At 48.1% G+C, this 19,006-nt stretch carries 16 protein-coding genes and 2 tRNA genes; 17 read left to right on the top strand and 1 reads right to left on the bottom strand.

What is annotated here, in order from left to right; all coding sequences use genetic code 11:
* The first annotated feature begins 75 nt into the window (after positions 1 to 75).
* The 6 genes from G6R29_RS05535 to G6R29_RS05510 all read left to right on the top strand — a co-directional run bounded on the left by G6R29_RS05535 (position 76) and on the right by G6R29_RS05510 (position 8,189).
* A tRNA-Gly gene (locus G6R29_RS05535) sits at positions 76 to 146 on the top strand.
* Between the two features lie 5 nt (positions 147 to 151).
* Positions 152 to 225: transfer RNA gene (locus tag G6R29_RS05530), tRNA-Ile, on the top strand.
* Positions 226 to 544: 319 nt separating this feature from the next.
* Positions 545 to 1,855 (top strand): serine--tRNA ligase, encoded by a 1,311-nt coding sequence (serS, locus tag G6R29_RS05525; protein ID WP_213809363.1) that lies wholly within the window; start codon positions 545 to 547, stop codon positions 1,853 to 1,855.
* A 156-nt stretch (positions 1,856 to 2,011) separates the two neighbouring features.
* Positions 2,012 to 4,423, top strand: a complete 2,412-nt coding sequence (gene secA / locus G6R29_RS05520) for a preprotein translocase subunit SecA (protein ID WP_213809362.1) — start codon at positions 2,012 to 2,014, stop codon at positions 4,421 to 4,423.
* A gap of 46 nt (positions 4,424 to 4,469) precedes the next feature.
* Positions 4,470 to 5,588: a peptide chain release factor 2 gene (gene prfB, locus G6R29_RS05515; RefSeq protein ID WP_213809361.1), complete on the top strand. Its 1,119-nt coding sequence runs from the start codon at positions 4,470 to 4,472 to the stop codon at positions 5,586 to 5,588.
* A 123-nt stretch (positions 5,589 to 5,711) separates the two neighbouring features.
* Entirely contained in the window at positions 5,712 to 8,189 is a 2,478-nt protein-coding gene (locus tag G6R29_RS05510; RefSeq protein WP_213809360.1) for an ATP-dependent Clp protease ATP-binding subunit, read from the top strand.
* Positions 8,190 to 8,222: 33 nt separating this feature from the next.
* Here G6R29_RS05510 and G6R29_RS05505 read toward each other — a convergent pair whose 3' ends face one another.
* Positions 8,223 to 8,921: a prepilin peptidase gene (locus G6R29_RS05505; RefSeq protein WP_213809359.1), complete on the bottom strand. Its 699-nt coding sequence runs from the start codon at positions 8,919 to 8,921 to the stop codon at positions 8,223 to 8,225.
* Between the two features lie 496 nt (positions 8,922 to 9,417).
* Here G6R29_RS05505 and rpsL point away from each other — a divergent pair, with 496 nt between their 5' ends.
* From rpsL to rplW, 11 genes are all read left to right on the top strand, one after another.
* A complete protein-coding gene (rpsL, locus tag G6R29_RS05500) occupies positions 9,418 to 9,831 on the top strand; it encodes a 30S ribosomal protein S12 (protein ID WP_213809358.1) in 414 nt (137 codons plus the stop codon).
* A 16-nt stretch (positions 9,832 to 9,847) separates the two neighbouring features.
* Positions 9,848 to 10,318: a 30S ribosomal protein S7 gene (gene rpsG / locus G6R29_RS05495; RefSeq protein ID WP_213809357.1), complete on the top strand. Its 471-nt coding sequence runs from the start codon at positions 9,848 to 9,850 to the stop codon at positions 10,316 to 10,318.
* Between the two features lie 120 nt (positions 10,319 to 10,438).
* The gene (gene fusA, locus G6R29_RS05490) at positions 10,439 to 12,553 is read left to right on the top strand and encodes an elongation factor G (RefSeq protein WP_213809356.1); all 2,115 of its coding nucleotides are present in this window, start codon (positions 10,439 to 10,441) and stop codon (positions 12,551 to 12,553) included.
* A gap of 277 nt (positions 12,554 to 12,830) precedes the next feature.
* Entirely contained in the window at positions 12,831 to 13,982 is a 1,152-nt protein-coding gene (locus tag G6R29_RS05485; RefSeq protein WP_213809355.1) for an ABC transporter ATP-binding protein, read from the top strand.
* A complete protein-coding gene (locus tag G6R29_RS05480; protein WP_213809354.1) occupies positions 13,975 to 14,802 on the top strand; it encodes an ABC transporter permease in 828 nt (275 codons plus the stop codon). Before G6R29_RS05485 ends, G6R29_RS05480 begins: the two co-directional genes overlap by 8 nt.
* Positions 14,802 to 15,602 carry an ABC transporter permease gene (locus G6R29_RS05475; RefSeq protein ID WP_213809353.1) on the top strand — a complete coding sequence of 267 codons (801 nt, stop codon included), beginning with the start codon at positions 14,802 to 14,804 and terminating at the stop codon, positions 15,600 to 15,602. Before G6R29_RS05480 ends, G6R29_RS05475 begins: the two co-directional genes overlap by 1 nt.
* Complete coding sequence (locus tag G6R29_RS05470) at positions 15,599 to 16,681, top strand: ABC transporter substrate-binding protein (RefSeq protein ID WP_213809352.1); 1,083 nt, start codon at positions 15,599 to 15,601, stop codon at positions 16,679 to 16,681. Before G6R29_RS05475 ends, G6R29_RS05470 begins: the two co-directional genes overlap by 4 nt.
* Positions 16,682 to 17,003: 322 nt before the next feature.
* On the top strand, positions 17,004 to 17,312 hold the full coding sequence (gene rpsJ, locus G6R29_RS05465) for a 30S ribosomal protein S10 (protein ID WP_010691177.1): 309 nt from the start codon (positions 17,004 to 17,006) through the stop codon (positions 17,310 to 17,312).
* A 55-nt stretch (positions 17,313 to 17,367) separates the two neighbouring features.
* Complete coding sequence (gene rplC / locus G6R29_RS05460; protein WP_213809351.1) at positions 17,368 to 18,051, top strand: 50S ribosomal protein L3; 684 nt, start codon at positions 17,368 to 17,370, stop codon at positions 18,049 to 18,051.
* Positions 18,052 to 18,077: 26 nt separating this feature from the next.
* Positions 18,078 to 18,701, top strand: coding sequence for a 50S ribosomal protein L4 (gene rplD, locus G6R29_RS05455; RefSeq protein ID WP_213809350.1), 624 nt, complete (start codon positions 18,078 to 18,080; stop codon positions 18,699 to 18,701).
* Positions 18,701 to 18,988: a 50S ribosomal protein L23 gene (gene rplW / locus G6R29_RS05450; RefSeq protein WP_213809349.1), complete on the top strand. Its 288-nt coding sequence runs from the start codon at positions 18,701 to 18,703 to the stop codon at positions 18,986 to 18,988. Before rplD ends, rplW begins: the two co-directional genes overlap by 1 nt.
* Positions 18,989 to 19,006 lie beyond the last annotated feature (18 nt).

The raw sequence follows: 19,006 nt of genomic DNA, 5'->3' as shown, positions 1-19,006 counted from the left end.
GCATTGAAGCTGCATGTGTCGGCGGTTCGATTCCGTCCAGCGCCATAGGGTTCAACCCGAAAAAAAAAGAATAATGCGAATGTAGTTCAATGGTAGAATTCCAGCCTTCCAAGCTGGCTATGCGGGTTCGATTCCCGTCATTCGCTTTAATGGGCCATTAGCTCAGTTGGTTAGAGCGCTGTGTTGATAACGCAGAGGTCCCTGGTTCGAATCCAGGATGGCCCATCAAATGACATACTTCGGTATGTCTTTTTTATTTTATTTATATCTTTTTCTTGCCAGAACTATTTTCTTGGATTAGAATATAGATATCAACTCATCATAAGTAAACCACTACAGAAAGGTAGCGTTCGCTGAGAGCTATCCGGTTGAAACTCCAATGAGTCACGTTTAGCAGGTAATGCTGCTCGGTTCCCACCGTTATCGGATAATGAGTGCTACAGTTTTTGCTGTAGAATTTGGGTGGTACCACGGATTGCGTCTTTTTCGTCCCTGACTTTTGTCGGATGAAAAGGCGCTTTTTGTATAGAAGGAGAATCGAAATATGCTCGATATTAAATATTTGCGCAAGAATAAAGAAGAAGCTGCAAAGAAGTTGCAGGACCGTGGCGTTAAAGAAGGAACCTTGGAAAAGTTGCTTGAAAAGGATCAAAAGCGTCGTGATTTGATTGCAAAGGTCGAAGACATGAAGGCAAAGCGTAACGAGGCCTCAGACAAGATCGCCTTTGCAAAGCGTCAAAAGGAAGATGCTTCTGCAGCCATTGCCGAAATGCAAGAAGTGGCTAAGCAAATTAAGGACATGGACCAAGAATTGGTTGATGCCGAAGCAGCTGTAAAGGAAATTGCTACGCACTTGCCAAACATCGCTGAAGATGATGTTCCGGTTGGTCCAGACGAAGATTCAAACGTTGAAGTTCGCAAGTGGGCCCCAGAAGATTACGAAACACGTCCACATGCTTTGGAAAAGGCTCCGGAATGGTTGAAGCCACACTATGAAATTGGTGAGGATCTTGGAATCTTGGACTTTGAACGCGGAGCCAAGGTTTCAGGTGCCCGTTTCTTGTACTACGTTGGCGATGGTGCTCGTTTGGAACGTGCGTTGTATAACTTTATGTTGGATCAACACCGCGAAGAAGGGTACACGGAAATGATTACGCCTATTGTTGTTAATGACTCAGCAATGTTTGGAACGGGTCAGTACCCTAAGTTCCAAGACGATGCCTACCGTGTGCAAGACTTGGATCAAACATATATTCCAACTGCCGAAGTGCCATTGACGAACTATTACTCAGGTGAAACGATTCCAACTGAAGATTTGCCAATTTCAATCACGGCTTTGTCACCATCATTCCGTAAGGAAGCTGGTGCCGCTGGACGCGATACGCGTGGATTAATTCGTTTGCACCAATTCAACAAGGTTGAAATGGTTAAGTTCTCAAAGGCAGATGAATCAGACATCGAACTTGAAAAGATGACGAAGAACGCCGAAAACATCTTGCAAAAGTTGGGCTTGCCATATCACGTCATCACCCTTTCTACCGGGGACATGGGATTCTCAGCAGCCAAGACACACGACTTGGAAGTTTGGTTGCCAGCGCAAGATACGTACCGTGAAATCTCTTCTGTTTCAAACACAAAGGACTTCCAGGCACGTCGCATGCACATCACTTACCGTAACGCTGATGGAAAGCTTGAACTGGTTCACACGTTGAACGGTTCAGGATTGGCCGTTGGACGAACGGTTGCTGCTATCTTGGAAAACTATCAAAACGAAGATGGAACGGTTACGATTCCAGAAGTACTTCGTCCATACATGGGTGGTCAAGAAAAGTTGAACGCAACACCTCACCACTAAGATTGATGACCATCAAAAAGCCAGAATAGGAACGGCTCTAGTCTGTTCCTTTTCGGCTTTTTTTGCTATAATAGAGTCTAGTTTCAAAATAATTTCAGAGAAATCATTACTTTCTATGAAGGGGGCGTATTCGGGCAACCGAGTACCGATAATTCGATGGCAAATCCAATTCGTAAGATGCTTGATAACTCCAAGCACAAATTAAAAAAGATTGATAAGGTCGCAAATCAAGTGGAAGCCCACGCTGATGAAATGGCGGCGTTGTCCGATGAGGCCTTGCAAAAGAAGACCCAGGAATTCCAGATCCGCATTCAAAAGGAAACGGCTGGAGTCAAGGATGAAAAGGCAAAACAAAAGGCCATGGCAAAGGTTCTTGATGAACTTCTACCAGAAGCTTTCGCCGTTGCCCGTGAAGGAGCAAAGCGTGTGCTCGGCCTTTACCCATACCACGTACAAATCATGGGTGCCATTGTTTTGCACGGTGGAAACCTTGCCGAAATGAAGACTGGTGAAGGTAAGACGTTGACGGCCACGATGGCTGTTTACTTGAATGCCTTGGCTGGTCAAGGAGTGCACGTTGTGACGGTTAACGATTACTTGTCAAAGCGTGATGCCCAGTTGATGGGACAACTCTACGAATGGCTCGGCCTTTCTGTTGGTGTTAACGTTGGTGACGATTCGCCAGAAAAGAAGCGTGCTGCTTACGACGCTGACATCACTTATTCAACGAACTTTAACATCGGATTTGATTACCTCCGCGACAACATGGTGAACCGTGCAGAAGACCGTGTGATGCAACGTGGTTTGCACTACGCATTGATTGATGAAGCAGATTCAATCTTGATTGATACGGCCCGTACCCCATTGATCATTTCTGGTCCTGGTTCAGGAATTTCACCTTTGTACCAACGAGTTGATCGCTTCGTTAAGACATTGACTCGCGAACAAGACTACAAGGTTGATGAAGAATCAAAGAACACGTCACTTACTCCAGAAGGGATTAAGGCGGCGGAAGTGTTCTTCAACTTCGAAAACTTGTACGATTCTGAAAACACTGCTTTGACCCACCACATGGATCAAGCACTCCGTGCCAACTTCAACTACTTGCGCGATAAGGATTATGTTGTGCAAGAAGGGGAAGTAAAGTTGATTGACCAATCAACTGGACGTATTTCTGAGGGAACCCGTCTTTCCGATGGATTGCACCAAGCAATCGAAGCGAAGGAAGGCGTTGAAATTCACGAAGAAAACAAGTCCATGGCTCAAATCACTTACCAGAATCTCTTCCGTATGTACAAGAAGTTATCTGGTATGACAGGAACGGCCAAGACTGAAGAAGAAGAGTTGCTTGAGATTTACAACATGGAAGTTACGCAAATCCCAACCAACCGTCCCGTTCAACGTATTGACGAACCCGACTTGTTATACCCTTCATTGAAGTCAAAGTTTAACGCCGTTGTAAACCGCGTTGCTGAATTGCACAAGAAGGGCCAGCCTGTCTTGCTGGGAACTGGTTCAGTTGAATCTTCTGAATTAGTTGATAAGTTGCTCACGGCCCACAACATTCCACACAACGTGTTGAACGCCAAGAACAACGAAAAGGAAGCAGACATCATCGCAAACGCTGGTCAAAAGGGTGCCGTTACGGTTGCCACGAACATGGCTGGTCGAGGAACCGACATTAAGTTGGGCCCTGGTATCGACGAACTTGGTGGTTTGGCCGTGATTGCGACCGAACGACACGAATCACGTCGTATCGATAACCAGTTGCGTGGACGTGCCGGACGTCAGGGTGACCACGGATTCTCACAGTTCTACTTGTCCTTGCAAGATGACTTGATGATTCGTTTCGGTGCCGAAAAGGTTCGCGCCCTTTTGCAAAAAATGAACATGGATGACGATGAAACAGTGATTACTCACCGTTGGATTACGCGTTCAGTTGAATCTGCTCAAAAGCGTGTTGAAGGGAACAACTACGATACTCGTAAGAACGTTTTGCAATATGATGACGTTGTCCGTGAACAGCGTGAATTGATCTATAAGGAACGTGACCAAGTCTTGGATGAAAAGAAGTCCTTGGATAACGTTTTGTTGCCAATGGTAAAGCGCACAATCAACCGTGTTGTTGATGCCCAAACGCCAGGCAAGGATCAAAAGGAATGGCACTTGGATGAAATCACGAAGTTCCTTGAATCTTCATTGACTTCACCAAAGCATGGCGCCGTTCGTTTGCAAAACTTGACCCGTGACGAAATCAAGGACAAGTTGTACAACTTGGCTTTGGATAACTTGGAAGACAAGAAGCAAGACCTTTACGATGAAGGTCAACTTCTCGCCTTTGAGCGCGTGGTTATTCTTCGTTCAGTGGACCAACACTGGACCGACCACATCGATGCCTTGGACCGTTTGCGTCAGGGTGTTGGACTCCGTGGATACGGTCAGTTGAACCCATTGGTTGAATACCAAAACGAAGCTTTTGCTAACTTTAACAAAATGATTGCTGACATCGAATACGATGCAACTCGGACCTTCATGAAGGCCGAAATTCGTTCAAACATGTCAGCCTAAGTATGAAGCGAACGATGAGTTCGCTTTTCTTATGGGAGGAAAAGCCATGGAAATTGTGGCAGCCAAACAGGCCTTAGCCGGTATCCGAAAGGAAATCGAAGGCTTTGCAAAAACGCTCGACTTGGACGCGTTGACAGAAGAAATTGCTGACTTTGAAAACCAAATGACAGAGCCATCTTTCTGGAACGACCAGCAAAAAGCTCAGGGAATTATCGACCAGGCAAACGTTTTGAAGAAGCGTCGCGATTCATTCTTGTCATTGGGGGAAGCGGCTGACGAGATTGATGTTTTGATTGAAATCGTTTCAGAGGATCCAGAAGACGAAGATTCTGCAACGGAATTGGAAGACTTGGTAACAAAGACCCAAGACGCTGTAACGGCATATAACCTGGAACAATTGTTAACGGGTGAATACGACGCTAACAACGCCATCTTGGAAATCCACCCAGGATCAGGTGGAACAGAATCAACCGACTGGGGTGGAAACCTCTACCGGATGTACACTCGCTGGGCAAATGACCATGACTTCAAAGTCGAAGTGTTGAACTACAACGCTGGTGACGAAGCAGGAATTGATTCAGCAACCTTGAAAATTTCTGGGCACAACGCCTACGGCTTCTTGCGCTCTGAAAAGGGCGTTCACCGTTTTGTTCGAATTTCGCCCTTTGATTCTGCCGGACGTCGTCACACATCCTTTGTTTCCATTGATGTGATGCCTGAATTGGATGACTCAATCGAAGTTGAAGTACGTGATGATGATATTAAGATGGACGTCTTTCGTTCCGGTGGTGCCGGTGGTCAGAACGTTAACAAGGTTTCAACCGGTGTGCGTTTGACTCACGAACCAACCGGAATCGTCGTTTCATCAACGGTTGAACGTACGCAGTACGGTAACCGCGATTACGCCATGCGACTTTTGAAGGGAAAGCTTTACCAGTTGGAACGTGAGAAGAAGGAAGCAGAACGTGCGGAGTTGGCTGGTGAAAAGATGGAAAACGGTTGGGGATCCCAAATTCGTTCCTACGTCTTGCACCCATACCAGATGGTGAAGGATCACCGCACTGGATACGAAAGCAATCAACCACAAGCTGTTTTGGATGGTGATATTGATCCTCTGATCAACGCCTACTTGCAGTGGCAGTTAGCATTGAAGAATCCAGATTAATAAAAAGCAGGCTTAAGCGCCTGCTTTTTTTAGACGCCATACCCTTTAACGGATGGCGAAATCTGCGTTATAATAGTTCCAAGTTTAAATAGGCACGTTTTCGTTTTGAACAAAGGAGAAAACATGGCAGCACAATACACAAATTCAGCAAAAACGGTCTTGGCAATCGCACAGGACCAAGCCAAGTACTTCCGTCACTTAGCGGTTGGAACGGAACACTTGCTTTTGGCCTTGGCCATGGAAAAGCAGGGTGTGGCTGGTAAGGTCCTCGCCGAGTTTTCAGTAAAGGCAAAGGACGTTCAAGAAGAAATCGAACACTACACTGGCTTTGGTGTCGAACAAGAGTTTGACCAAAAGATGTATTTGGCCTACTCACCAAAGGCTGGTTCCATTTTGAACTGGGCGAAGGAACAGGCGGAAACGCTTGGGCAAGAAGAGGTGGGAACTGAACTCATCCTCTTGTCACTCATTCAAGATCAGTCCATTTTGGCAGCGCGTGTGTTGTTATCTTTGGACGTTAACTTGACGGACTTGCAGAAGGCCATTCTGCGCCGCTTGGGCATCTCAGACTTGCGAAAGCAGATGAAAAAAGGCAAGACGAATCAGAAGCCAATCGAGGGAACGCCAACCTTAGATAAGTTGGGACGTGACCTCACCCAGGTTGCACGTACGAAGAACTTAGACCCTGTTATCGGACGGGACGAAGAAGTTCGTCGCGTGGTACAGATTTTGTCACGTCGGACGAAGAATAACCCGGTCTTGGTCGGAGAACCTGGTGTTGGTAAAACAGCCATTGCAGAAGGGCTGGCTCAACGCATCGTAAAGGGACAAGTGCCTGATAACTTGAAGCACAAGCGTTTGATGGTTTTGGACATGGGTTCCCTTGTTGCGGGTACCAAGTACCGTGGGGAGTTCGAAGCCCGCTTGAAGCAGATTATCGATGAAATTGAAGAAGACGGACAAGTCATCTTGTTCGTTGATGAGTTGCACACCTTGGTTGGTGCTGGTGGTGCCGAAGGTGCCATCGATGCGGCCAACATCTTGAAGCCGGCTTTGGCTCGAGGCGGTTTGCAGTTGCTTGGGGCAACGACTTTTGACGAATACCAACAATCGATTGAAGCGGATGGTGCCTTGGAACGCCGTTTCGCCCAAGTGACGGTTAACGAGCCTTCAACGGACGAAGCCATTGCCATCCTAAAAGGAATTCGTCCGAAGTTTGAAAGCTACCACAAGGTTCAAATTGAAGATGAAGCCATTCAGGCGGCCGTTAAGTTGTCATCCCGCTACATTACGGGACGCTTCTTGCCAGACAAGGCCATCGATTTGATGGATGAAGCAGCTGCCAAAGTCCAAATCGATGATGTCGATCGGTCAACGCCTGTCCACAAGGACCGGACGGCCCTCGCCAACATCGTGAAGGAGAAGGACGAAGCTATCGAAGACATGGACTTCGAACGGGCTGCTGATTTGCGTTTGCAAGAAATCGCTCTACGTCAAAAGATTGACCGTGCGGTTTCACGTGCCGAAAAGAAGGCGCACAAGGCCGACAAGTACGACATGAAGGTGTCAGAAGAAGACATCGCCGATGTCATTTCTCAACAGACCGGAGTTCCGTTGAACCAGTTGAAGCAGGCCGAATCCGACCAGCTCATCAACTTGGAGCAGGAGCTTGGAAAACGTGTGATTGGTCAAAAGGATGCAGTCAATGCCGTGTCCCGTGCCATCCGTCGTTCCCGTTCTGGATTGGCTGATCCAAAGCGTCCAATGGGGACCTTCCTCTTCCTCGGACCAACTGGTGTTGGTAAGACGGAATTGGCAAAGGCCTTGGCCGAATTGGTCTTCGGTTCTGAAGACAACATGATTCGAATCGATATGTCCGAATATCAAGAAAGCTATTCATCATCTCGCTTGATTGGTTCTGCTCCGGGATACGTTGGTTACGACCAGGGTGGTCAATTGACGGAACAGGTTCGCAAGCACCCTTACTCCATTGTGTTGTTGGATGAAGTTGAAAAGGCTCACCAGGACATCTACAACTTGATGCTCCAGGTCTTTGACGACGGATTCCTTACAGATTCGAAGGGCCGCCGCGTGAACTTCCGAAACACGATTATCATCATGACGTCAAACTTGGGTGCGACCCGTTTGCGTGATGAAAAGACGGTCGGATTCGGTTCCGTGGACTTACACGAAAACAACGAAGCCGTTGCCAAGAAGATTCGCGAAACGGTGAAGGAAACGTTCCGTCCCGAATTCGTGAACCGAATTGACGAAGTGCTCGTCTTCGATCCGTTGGAAGAACCAGAAGTTGAACAAATTGTACGTCTCTTGTCTAAGTCACTGCTCGAACGCGTGGCTGAACAGGGCGTGAAGATTAAGATGACAAAGGCGGCTGTCGCAGCCATTGCAAAGGATGGTTACGACCGTGAATACGGTGCTCGCCCGGTACGTCGCTTAATCCAAACTGAAATTGAAGATAAACTTTCCGAAGCTTTGTTGTCTGGTGAAATTTCAACCGCCGACATGGTCACAATTGGTGCCTCAAAGGGTGAAATCACTTTGAAAATCCAAAAGGCTGAAGAGAAGGAAACAAGCAAGTAATATCTTGTAAAGCGCGCCTCTAGGGGCGCGTTTTTATATGCAATGAAAAAGCAGAAGCATGATCCAGCCCATCAAAAGAGACGGAATGAAGGGGATTGCCCGTTTTCTTGTGACACCCGCCGTCACCAGTCCGACAAGACTCGACGCACAGATCCATATGCCAAAGTCCCACCCGCACCAGGCCACGCCTCCCGTCACCAACACCGGCACGTCACCCACACCAAGCTTGCCCATCCGCACCGCGCAAAAGAACGCCCCTGCTAAAAACAGTGCGCACGGTAGCTTGTCTTGTCCAAGCAGTAAAATAACGAGCCATAGTCCGTCCGTCGACGCCTGCCTGCTTTGTTGATCCTGCCTGGCCAAAAAGAAAAGCGGGTAGCACAGCAGGAAGTTTGCGTGGAATGCTTCAAAAAAGCGCGTGCCGTCTAAGTAAGCAAGCAGGCCGTGCCAGCAAACAAAGGTTATTGCCAAAGGAAAGATTCCCTCATAGAAGAGCCAGTCCCACAAGTTTGTAAATCGTTTCTGACAAACAGAACAGCGAAAAAGCAGGAAGAATGCTGACCAGAAGGGGATGAGCTCACATGGCTTCAAGGTGCGTTTGCAGCCATAGCAAAAAGAGCGTCCCTTCCATAAAGAAACGCCAGATACCGAGCGGTCGGCCAGGCAGCACAAAAAGGATGCCAGCACAGACTGGCTAAATAATAGAAATAAAAAGAGTGTTAGTTTTTCCATGTGGAATAATACGCGGACCAGTGGAATTTATTGCGCCCTCAGTTAAGAAATTATCATGCCCTCAGTTAAGAAATTCATGCCCTCAGTTAAGAAAGAGACCGCCGCCTGAATAAAAATCGCCGGCCCACGGCTAGCGCATCGAATTTAAAAAGGAACCATCCTCGGGGCCGACTTTTTAATAGTCGTGCAAAACATTCAACCAACCATACAAAACATCCACCCAACCTTCCAAGAGAAAAACGCCGCTCACCTTCCAATTCAGCCCAAGAAATTCTTAACAAATTTCTTCCAAAAACCCCGGCACAAAGCCTTGACATTCCCTATAAACCTGCTATTATATTCAACGTGCTTTTAAGTCATTAGCTCTTTTTGTCAGCAATATCGCTGAAAAGGGCGGTGTAAAGGCAAGTCTAAGCAGGGCTTCCGGGAGCACTTTTGTTTATTGACAAAAATGACACACCTGGAACTGTGAAATAAAACTAAGGAGAATAGTAGGATGCCTACAATTAACCAATTGGTTCGTAAGTCACGTAAGTCTCAAGCTACGAAGTCAAACTCACCAGCTTTGAACTACGGCTACAACTCAATGAAGAAGAAGGCAACGAAGAACGTTGCCCCACAAAAGCGTGGTGTTGCTACCCGTGTTGGTACGTTGACGCCAAAGAAGCCTAACTCAGCTTTGCGTAAGTACGCCCGTGTGCGTTTGTCAAACTTGTTTGAAGTTACGGCATACATCCCAGGAATCGGTCACAACTTGCAAGAACACTCCGTTGTCTTGATCCGTGGTGGTCGTGTTAAGGATTTGCCTGGTGTGCGTTATCACGTTGTTCGTGGTGCGTTGGATACTGCCGGTGTTGACGGTCGGATGACTTCTCGTTCTAAGTACGGAACGAAGGCTCCTAAGAAGTAATAGGAAAGGAAAACTCATGCCACGTAAAGGTTACACGAAGCGTCAGGAAGTTTTGCCTGACCCAATTTACAACTCAAAGTTGGTATCACGTTTGATCAACCGTTTGATGGTTGATGGTAAGCGTGGAACGGCATCTACTATTTTGTACGATGCCTTCGACCAAATTAAGGAAACGACTGGTAACGATCCATTGGAAGTTTTCGAACAAGCCATGGAAAACATCATGCCGGTATTGGAAGTTAAGGCCCGCCGTGTTGGTGGATCTAACTACCAGGTTCCAATCGAAGTTCGCCCAGAACGTCGTACGACGTTGGGACTCCGTTGGTTGGTTAACTACGCTCGTTTGCGTAACGAACACACAATGGACGAACGTTTGGCCAAGGAAATTATCGATGCAGCTAACGAAAACGGTGCATCTGTTAAGAAGCGCGAAGACACGCACAAGATGGCAGAAGCCAACCGTGCCTTTGCTCACTACCGTTGGTAGGATGAGCGCTGCTTAACATTCTTGTTAGGCAAACGCTTGTTGCAAATAGTTTTATCTAAAAAGCGAACTACAACTAGGTCGCTTTTTATTGCAAATGATTGAATAATTTAGGAGATAATTATGGCTAAACGTGAATACGAGCTTAACCGTACTCGTAACATCGGTATCATGGCCCACATCGATGCCGGTAAGACGACTACGACTGAACGTATCTTGTACTACACGGGTAAGATCCACAAGCTTGGTGAAACCCACGATGGTGCATCACAAATGGATTTCATGGACCAAGAAAAGGAACGTGGAATCACTATCCAATCTGCCGCTACGACTGCCGTATGGCGCGGATTTACTGACCAATACGAAAACGACCCATTCCGTGTTAACATCATCGATACGCCAGGTCACGTTGACTTCACGATCGAAGTTGAACGTGCCCTCCGTGTTTTGGATGGTGCCGTAGCCGTATTGGACGGTGCTGCTGGTGTTGAACCACAGACCGAAACTGTTTGGCACCAAGCCACAACTTACAACGTTCCACGTATTGTTTTCGTTAACAAGATGGACAAGTTGGGTGCCGACTTTGCGATGTCAGTTGAATCAATGCACAAGCGTCTTCAAGTTAACGCCGAAGCCATCCAATGGCCAATCGGTGCCGAAGACGACTTCGAAGGTGTTATTGACTTGATCAACGAAGAAGCTTACTACCCAACTGATGAACTCGGTTCATCATGGGAACCAAAGCCAATTCCTGACGATTACAAGGACATCGTTGCAGAACGTCGCGAAACGTTGATTGAAGCGGTTGCGGATGTCGACGAAGAATTGATGGACAAGTACCTTGGCGGAGAAGAAATCTCTGTTGACGAATTGAAGGCAGCTATCCGTCGCGCAACGTTGGCCCTTGAATTCTACCCAGTTCTTGCAGGTTCTGCCTACAAGGATAAGGGTGTTCAAATGATGTTGGATGCCGTTGTTGACTACTTGCCATCACCATTGGAAGTTCGCCCATACGAAGCAACTGATCCAAAGACTGATGAAGAAGTTAAGTTGGTTGCCGATGACTCAAAGCCATTCGCCGCTTTGGCATTTAAGATCATGACGGACCCATTCGTTGGTCGTTTGACGTTTATGCGTGTGTACACTGGTTCATTGAAGGCCGGTTCATACGTACAAAACACCACTTCAGATACGCGTGAACGTGTTGGACGTTTGCTCCAAATGCACGCTACTTCACGTACTGAAATCGACGAAGTCTTCTCAGGAGACATCGCCGCTGCTATCGGTTTGAAGAACACTACGACTGGTGACTCATTGACTGATACGGGTCACCCATTGATCCTTGAATCAATGGAATTCCCAGAACCAGTTATCGAATTGGCCATCGAACCAAAGACGAAGGCCGACCAAGACAAGTTGGCTACTGCTTTGCAGAAGTTGTCTGAAGAAGATCCTTCATTGCGTGCCTCAACGAACCCTGAAACGGGTGACACGTTGATCGCCGGAATGGGAGAATTGCAATTGGACATCACGTTGGACCGTATCAAGCGTGAATTCAACGTTGACGCCCAAGTTGGTGCCCCACAGGTTGCCTACCGTGAAGCCTTCACGAAGACTGTTTCAGCTCGTGGATTCTTCAAGCGTCAGTCTGGTGGTAAGGGACAGTATGGTGATGTTACCATCGAATTCTCTCCTAACGAAGAAGGTGCTGGATTCGAATTCGAAGACAACATCGTCGGTGGAGTTGTTCCTCGTGAATACATCCCTTCAGTTGAACAAGGTTTGAAGGACTCATTGAACGCTGGTCCATTGGCCGGATTCCCATTGGTTGACTTGAAGGCCCGTTTGTACGATGGTTCTTACCACGATGTCGATTCTTCTGAATCAGCATTTAAGATCGCCGCTTCTCTCGCATTGAAGGAAGCTGCTAAGACTGCCGGTGCGGTTATCTTGGAACCAATCATGGCTGTTTCAATCGTTGTTCCTGAAGAAAACCTTGGTGATGTGATGGGACACGTTTCTGCACGTCGTGGTTTGATTGAAGGACAAGAAAACCGTGGTGCTGTTTTGGCTGTTTCAGCTCAAGTGCCATTGTCAGAAATGTTCGGATATGCAACGACTTTGCGTTCAGCTACGCAAGGACGTGGTACGTTCCAGATGTCATTTGACCACTACTCAGCAGTGCCAAAGAACATCCAAGAAGAAATCATCAAGACGCACGGTTCAGCAGAAGACTAATCTTCGACCGTTTCTTGAAATTAACCAGGTTAGCTTTGCTAGCCTGGTTTTTCTTTTGCTATAAAAACGCGCCCCTTACTGGGCGCTCCAAACGCCATCGGCCCAGGGCATAACAGCCCGGGGCCTTTTTTCATGAAGAAGTGTGGGCAATGAGGGACGCGCGGGTCGGACTTTTCCATTCCCCGTAACCCTAATTGTTCTAATCTATGTCCTAGTGCTTTATACCGCGGTGCTGGCGTTGTAAAATAAGAGTTACTAATCACTTTGGAGATTTGATATGACAGCAGAAAAGATTCTTGAATTTAAGCAGGTGGCTTTGGCCTTCGGGGAAACCGAAGTGCTAAAGAACATCGATTTGACCCTAGACTCCGGGCAGTTCTACACCTTGCTCGGGCCTTCTGGCTCCGGAAAGTCCACGATTTTGAAGCTGATTTCAGGTCAACTCCAACCGTCCGGGGGAGAAGTGGTCTTTGACGGGAAGGTTATCAACGACCAGCCGGCTGAAAAGCGGCGAGTGAACACCGTCTTCCAAAACTACTCGCTCTTTCCTAACATGAACGTCTACGACAACGTGGCCTTCGGGCCCCGGTTGAAGAAGATGTCTGAAACGGTGATTGAAGAAAAGGTGAAGGAGATGCTTTCTTTGGTGAAACTCTCTGGCTACGAAAACCGTGAGATTAACGAATTGTCTGGTGGACAACAACAGCGTGTGGCCATCGCCCGTGCCTTGGCTAACGATCCGGAACTGCTTCTCTTGGACGAACCCTTGTCGGCCTTGGACTACAAGTTGCGAAAGGTGCTGCAGACTGAACTGCGGACCATTCAACGCCGTTTGGGTATCACCTTCGTCTTCGTTACCCACGACCAGGAAGAAGCCTTGGCGATGTCGGATTGGATCTTTGTCATGAACGACGGGGTCATCCAGCAGCAGGGAACGCCTGAAGACATTTACGATGAACCCGTGAACCACTTCGTTGCGGACTTCATCGGAGAATCAAACATCGTGCCCGGTATCATGAAAGACGACTACCTCGTCCACTTCGTTGGCAAGGACTTTGAAAGTGTCGACGCCGGCATGCGACCAAACGAAGCGGTCGAGGTTGTGCTTCGTCCGGAAGACTTGGATTTGACGACACCGGAAGAGGGAAAGCTCTCCGTGACCATCAAGAACCAGTCCTTCCGTGGGGACTACTATGAAATCATGGCCCAGGATGATGATTTGAACCTCTGGCAGGTGCAGGTCACGAACCCGGCCGAAATTGGGGCACGGGTGGGGCTGACTTTTGACCCTGAAGACATCCACATCATGCGCTACAACGAGTCCGAAGAGGACTTCGACGCGCGTTTGGAAGCCTACGAGGACGACGAAACGCCAACCGACCCATCGGATTCCGCCGACAAGGTGCCCGAGGTGTTCGACCATGAATAAGACGAAGAAACGCTTTACGGAGGCCTACCTCGGAATCTACGGGCTCTGGTTAATCGCCTTTGTGGTGGCGCCGTTGCTGCTGCTCGTGATTCAGTCCGTGTCCGTTCCTGGACAGGGCTTCTCGCTTTCAAACTACAAGGAATTCTTCACGTCTGGCCCTTACTTGGCCATGACCGTGAACTCCGTCTGGTACGCCTTTTTGATCACGATGGTGACCCTGGTGATTGCCTACCCATTGGCCCTTTGTTTGACTAAGCTGAAGCACCGGCAATTCTGGTTGCTTTTGGTCATCTTGCCCACCTGGATTAATTTGTTACTCAAAACCTACGCCTTCATCGGACTCTTAGGCAAGGGCGGGTTGCTGAATTCCGGCTTGGAACACCTTGGCTTCGGTCCGACGCAGTTGCTGTTTACGAACGGTGCTTTCTTGCTGGTAGCGGCTTACATTGAACTGCCGTTCATGGTGTTGCCAATCTACAACGCCTTACTGGATATCGACCCCTTGCTGCCGGCCGCGTCACGGGACCTTGGGGCAAGTGCGGGTCAGACTTTGAAGAAAGTCATCTGGCCGTTGTCACTGCCTGGTGTCAAAACCGGGGTGCAGACGGTCTTTATCCCGAGCCTTTCCCTGTTCATGATCACCCGCTTAATCGGTGGAAACAAGGTCATCACACTCGGTACGGCGATTGAGGAACACTTCCTCGTCACGCAGAACTGGTCCTTTGGATCGACCATCGGGGTTGTCTTGATCATCGCCATGGGGTTGACGATGGCTCTGACGGGTGAAAAGAAGAAAAAGAAGAAGGGAGGAAGGCGCTAATGAAAATCATCGAACGAACATGGCTGACCTTCGCCTTCTTCCTGCTCTATGCGCCAATCTTGTTTTTGGTCGTCTACTCCTTTAACTCGGGGGAGGCGATGCAGGGCTTTGACGGCTTCTCCTTTGTGCACTACCAGGAACTCTGGCAGGATACGCGCCTGCTGCAGATTGTGCTGAACACGCTGATTCTGGCCTTGGCCTCATCGTTGATTGCGACCGTTGTCGGAACCATCGGGGCCTTGGCCATCTTCCGCACGCAGCGCAAACTATTGAAGGAAACGTTGCTCGGTTTGAACAACGTGCTCCTCGTATCGCCTGACGTTATCATCGGTGCGGCCTTCTTGATTCTGATGACGGCACTTGGCTTGAAGCTCGGATTCGTAACCGTGCTACTCGCCCACGTCGCCTTCTCGATTCCAATTGTTGTCTTGATGGTGCTGCCAAAGCTTCAGGAAATGAACCGGGACTTAGTGCTGGCCGCCCAGGACCTGGGTGCCACACCAACGGAAGTGCTGACCAAGGTAACGCTGCCGGTTATATCGCCTGGAATTCTGGCTGGCTTCTTCATGGCTCTCACGTATTCCTTGGACGACTTCGCCGTGACCTTCTTCGTCACGGGTAACGGTTTCTCGACCCTCGCCGTCGAAGTATACTCGCGTGCCCGCCAGGGTGTTTCGCTTGAGATTAACGCCCTGTCGACGATCATGCTCTTTGTCGCTTTCATCATGGTGCTTTTCTACTACGGCTACAGCCAGAAGCAAAAGGGTAAGAAGACGAAGTTAAAGGAGAAGGTCAAATGAAAAAACTGTTAATGACTTTTTCAGGAATTGCTTTGCTTCTCGTATTATTCATTGGCTTGCAGTTTGCGCTAACGGCGAGTCGCAGTCAATCGGATTCTGGCAAGAAAGACACCATCACCTTCTATAATTGGGGTGACTACATCGACCCCGAAATCCTGAAAGACTTCGAGAAGGAGTCGGGTTACAAGGTGAACTACCAGACCTTTGATTCCAACGAGGCCATGTACACGAAGATTAAGCAGGGTGGGACTAACTTCGACCTCGCTGTGCCATCCGATTACATGGTGGCCAAGTTAAAGGATGCTGGCCTGCTCGCGAAGCTGGATAAAAGTAAGCTTTCGGGCATGTCGCACTTCGACAAGACTTTCATGAACCAGAGCTTTGATAAGGGAAACGAGTACTCCTTGCCATACTTCTGGGGAACCTTAGGGATTTTATATAATAAAAAAGTCGTATCCGAGGGTGACCTGAAGGGCTGGTCCTCGATTTGGAGTGAAAAGTACCGCCACCGCTTGTTGCTGGTGGACTCTGCCCGGGATGTGCTGGGCTTGACTTTGCTATCACAGGGTAAATCGGTCAATGATAAGAACGTCGCCGACATTGCGGCTGCCCAGGGAAAGTTATCCTCATTGATGCCAAACGTTAAAGCGATTGTTGGGGATGAATTGAAGCTCTACATGGCCCAGGGTGAAGGTGACCTCGCCGTCACCTACTCGGGTGAGGCTAGAAACGCCATGGAGCGGAACAAAGACCTCGCCTATACGGTGCCTGAAGACGGCTCAAACCTCTGGCTCGATAACTTGGTTATCCCAAAGAAGGCGGAACACAAAGAGGCGGCCTACGCCTTGATGAACTACCTGAGTCGTCCGGACGTGGCGGCCAAAAACGCCAAGTACATTGGCTACGCCACACCGAATAAAGACGCGAAGGCCTTGCTGCCAGATTCAGTGAAGAATAACGAAGGTTTCTATCCAAAGCAGGATCTCTTGGATAAACTGCAAGTGTATGAAAAGTTCAATCAGTACTGGACGCAAAAATACAACGACGCCTTTTTGGAATTTAAGCTCGGAAAGTCGTAAAATGTTTGTAGAGAGGAAGGAAAAAATTTAGTGCAAACTGAGTTTTTCCGACTTCAAAACGGGAACAAAAATTCGTTGAAAAAAGTTGAATTAAATCGGAAAAAACCTTGTATATCAAGGGTTTTTTTGCTATTATATTCAAGTACGCCTTTTGGGGATGCCGATGCAAACCCGCTAAAAAGACTGGTGTATCAATGTTTAGCGATGATGATTAAGGTTGCGACACGCGCGGCCGCGTTGCCATGGACGCGCAAAACACAACATGTGTTGTCGGTTTTTGATCGGAGTTAGCTGATTTACAAAATCAACGAGGAGGCAGAAAATGGCACAAAAGAAAATCCGTATCCGCTTGAAGGCATACGAACACCGTATCTTGGACCAATCAGCGGACAAGATTGTTGAAACGGCAAAGCGTACCGGCGCAGAAATCGCTGGTCCTATTCCGTTGCCAACTGAACGCTCTTTGTACACGGTGCTTAGCTCACCACACAAGTACAAGGATGCCCGCGAACAGTTCGAAATGCGGACGCACAAGCGTTTGGTCGACATTGTGAACCCTACTGACAAGACAGTTGACGCATTGCGTAAGCTTGAATTGCCAGCAGGTGTTGCAATCGAAATCAAGCTCTAATGAGAACCACCCCGCTAGTTAATTGAAACTAGCGACGAAATAAAGGAGATTAGTCATGACTAAAGGTATCTTAGGCCGTAAAGTCGGTATGACTCAGGTTTTCACTGAATCTGGTGAATTGATCGCCGTGACTGCTGTTGAAGCTACTCCAAACGTTGTTTTGCAAGTTAAGACGCAAGCAACTGATGGATACAACGCTTTGCAGTTGGGTTACCAAGACAAGCGCGAGATTTTGTCAAACAAACCTGAACAAGGCCACGTTGCAAAAGCCAACACAGCCCCTAAGCGCTACATTCGTGAAGTCCGTGATGCGGAAGGCGAATACAGCGTTGGGGATGCAATTGCTGTTGACACTTTCCAAGCCGGTGAATATGTAGATGTCACTGGTGTTACTAAGGGACACGGATTCCAAGGTGCTATCAAGCGCTTGGGTCAATCACGTGGACCAATGAGCCACGGTTCTCGTTACCACCGTCGCCCAGGTTCAATGGGAGCTATCATTAACCGAGTATTCCCCGGTAAGCTCTTGCCTGGTCGTATGGGAAACCGTAAGCGTACGATGCAAAACATCGCCATCGTACACGTTGATGTAGAAAACAACCTCTTGTTGTTGAAGGGTAACGTCCCTGGTGCAAACAAGTCATTGCTTACTATCAAGTCAACGGTAAAGACAAACGCACAACACCCTGAAATCAAGATGGCCGGTGCACAACCTGCTGCTGATTCAGAAGAAAACTAAACTAACAGAAAGGAGAACAATCAATCATGACTAAAGTTGCTGTATTAAAGCAAGATGGTTCAAAGGCTGCTGACTTGGATTTGAACGAAGCAGTGTTCGCCGTAGAACCTAACAACGCCGTGATCACTGATGCTGTATTGATGCAACGCGCATCAATGCGTCAAGGTACGCACGCCGTTAAGAACCGTTCAGCGGTTTCTGGTGGTGGACGTAAGCCTTGGAAGCAAAAGGGAACTGGTCGTGCCCGTCAAGGTTCAATCCGCGCGCCACAATGGCGTGGTGGTGGAATCGTGTTCGGTCCTACTCCTCGTTCATACGCTTACCGTATTAACAAGAAGGCTTACCAATTGGCCTTGAAGTCAGCTTTGTCACAAAAGCTTTCTGATAACAAGTTGGTTGTAGTTGACGCTTTGGCCTTTTCAGAAGCTAAGACAAAGGACTTCAAGCAAGTTCTTTCAAACTTGGCTGTTGACTCAAAGGCCTTGGTTATCGTTGACAACGACAACGAAAACGCAATGCGCGCCGCTTCAAACTTGGACAACGTTCAAGTGATGACGGCTGCAGGCGTTAACGTCTTGGACGTGGTAAACGCGGACAAGTTGGTGGTTGTTCAATCAGCGATTGAAGAAATCCAAGGAGGTCTCGCCTAATGGAAGCACGCGATATTATCCGTCGTCCAATCATTACCGAAGCTTCAATGGCGCAAACAGAAATGAAGCGCTACGTATTTGAAGTTGACGTACGGGCCACTAAGCCAGAAATCAAGCGCGCTATCGAAGAAATCTTCGATGTACAAGTTGCACGCTTGAACACCGCAAACGTTCGCGGTAAGAAGAAGCGTCAAGGTCGCTATGTCGGATTCACTCGTAAGATGAAGAAGGCTACTGTTACTTTGAAGGCTGACTCAAAAGATATTCAAATCTTTAACGAAGGTTAATTTTTAATAGGAGGAAAA

This window comes from Fructobacillus broussonetiae (genome assembly GCF_018437275.1).
Classification (GTDB): Bacteria; Bacillota; Bacilli; order Lactobacillales; family Lactobacillaceae; genus Fructobacillus; species Fructobacillus broussonetiae.
Note: the sequence above shows the minus strand (reverse complement) of the source record. Positions and strands in the feature narration are given on the sequence as shown.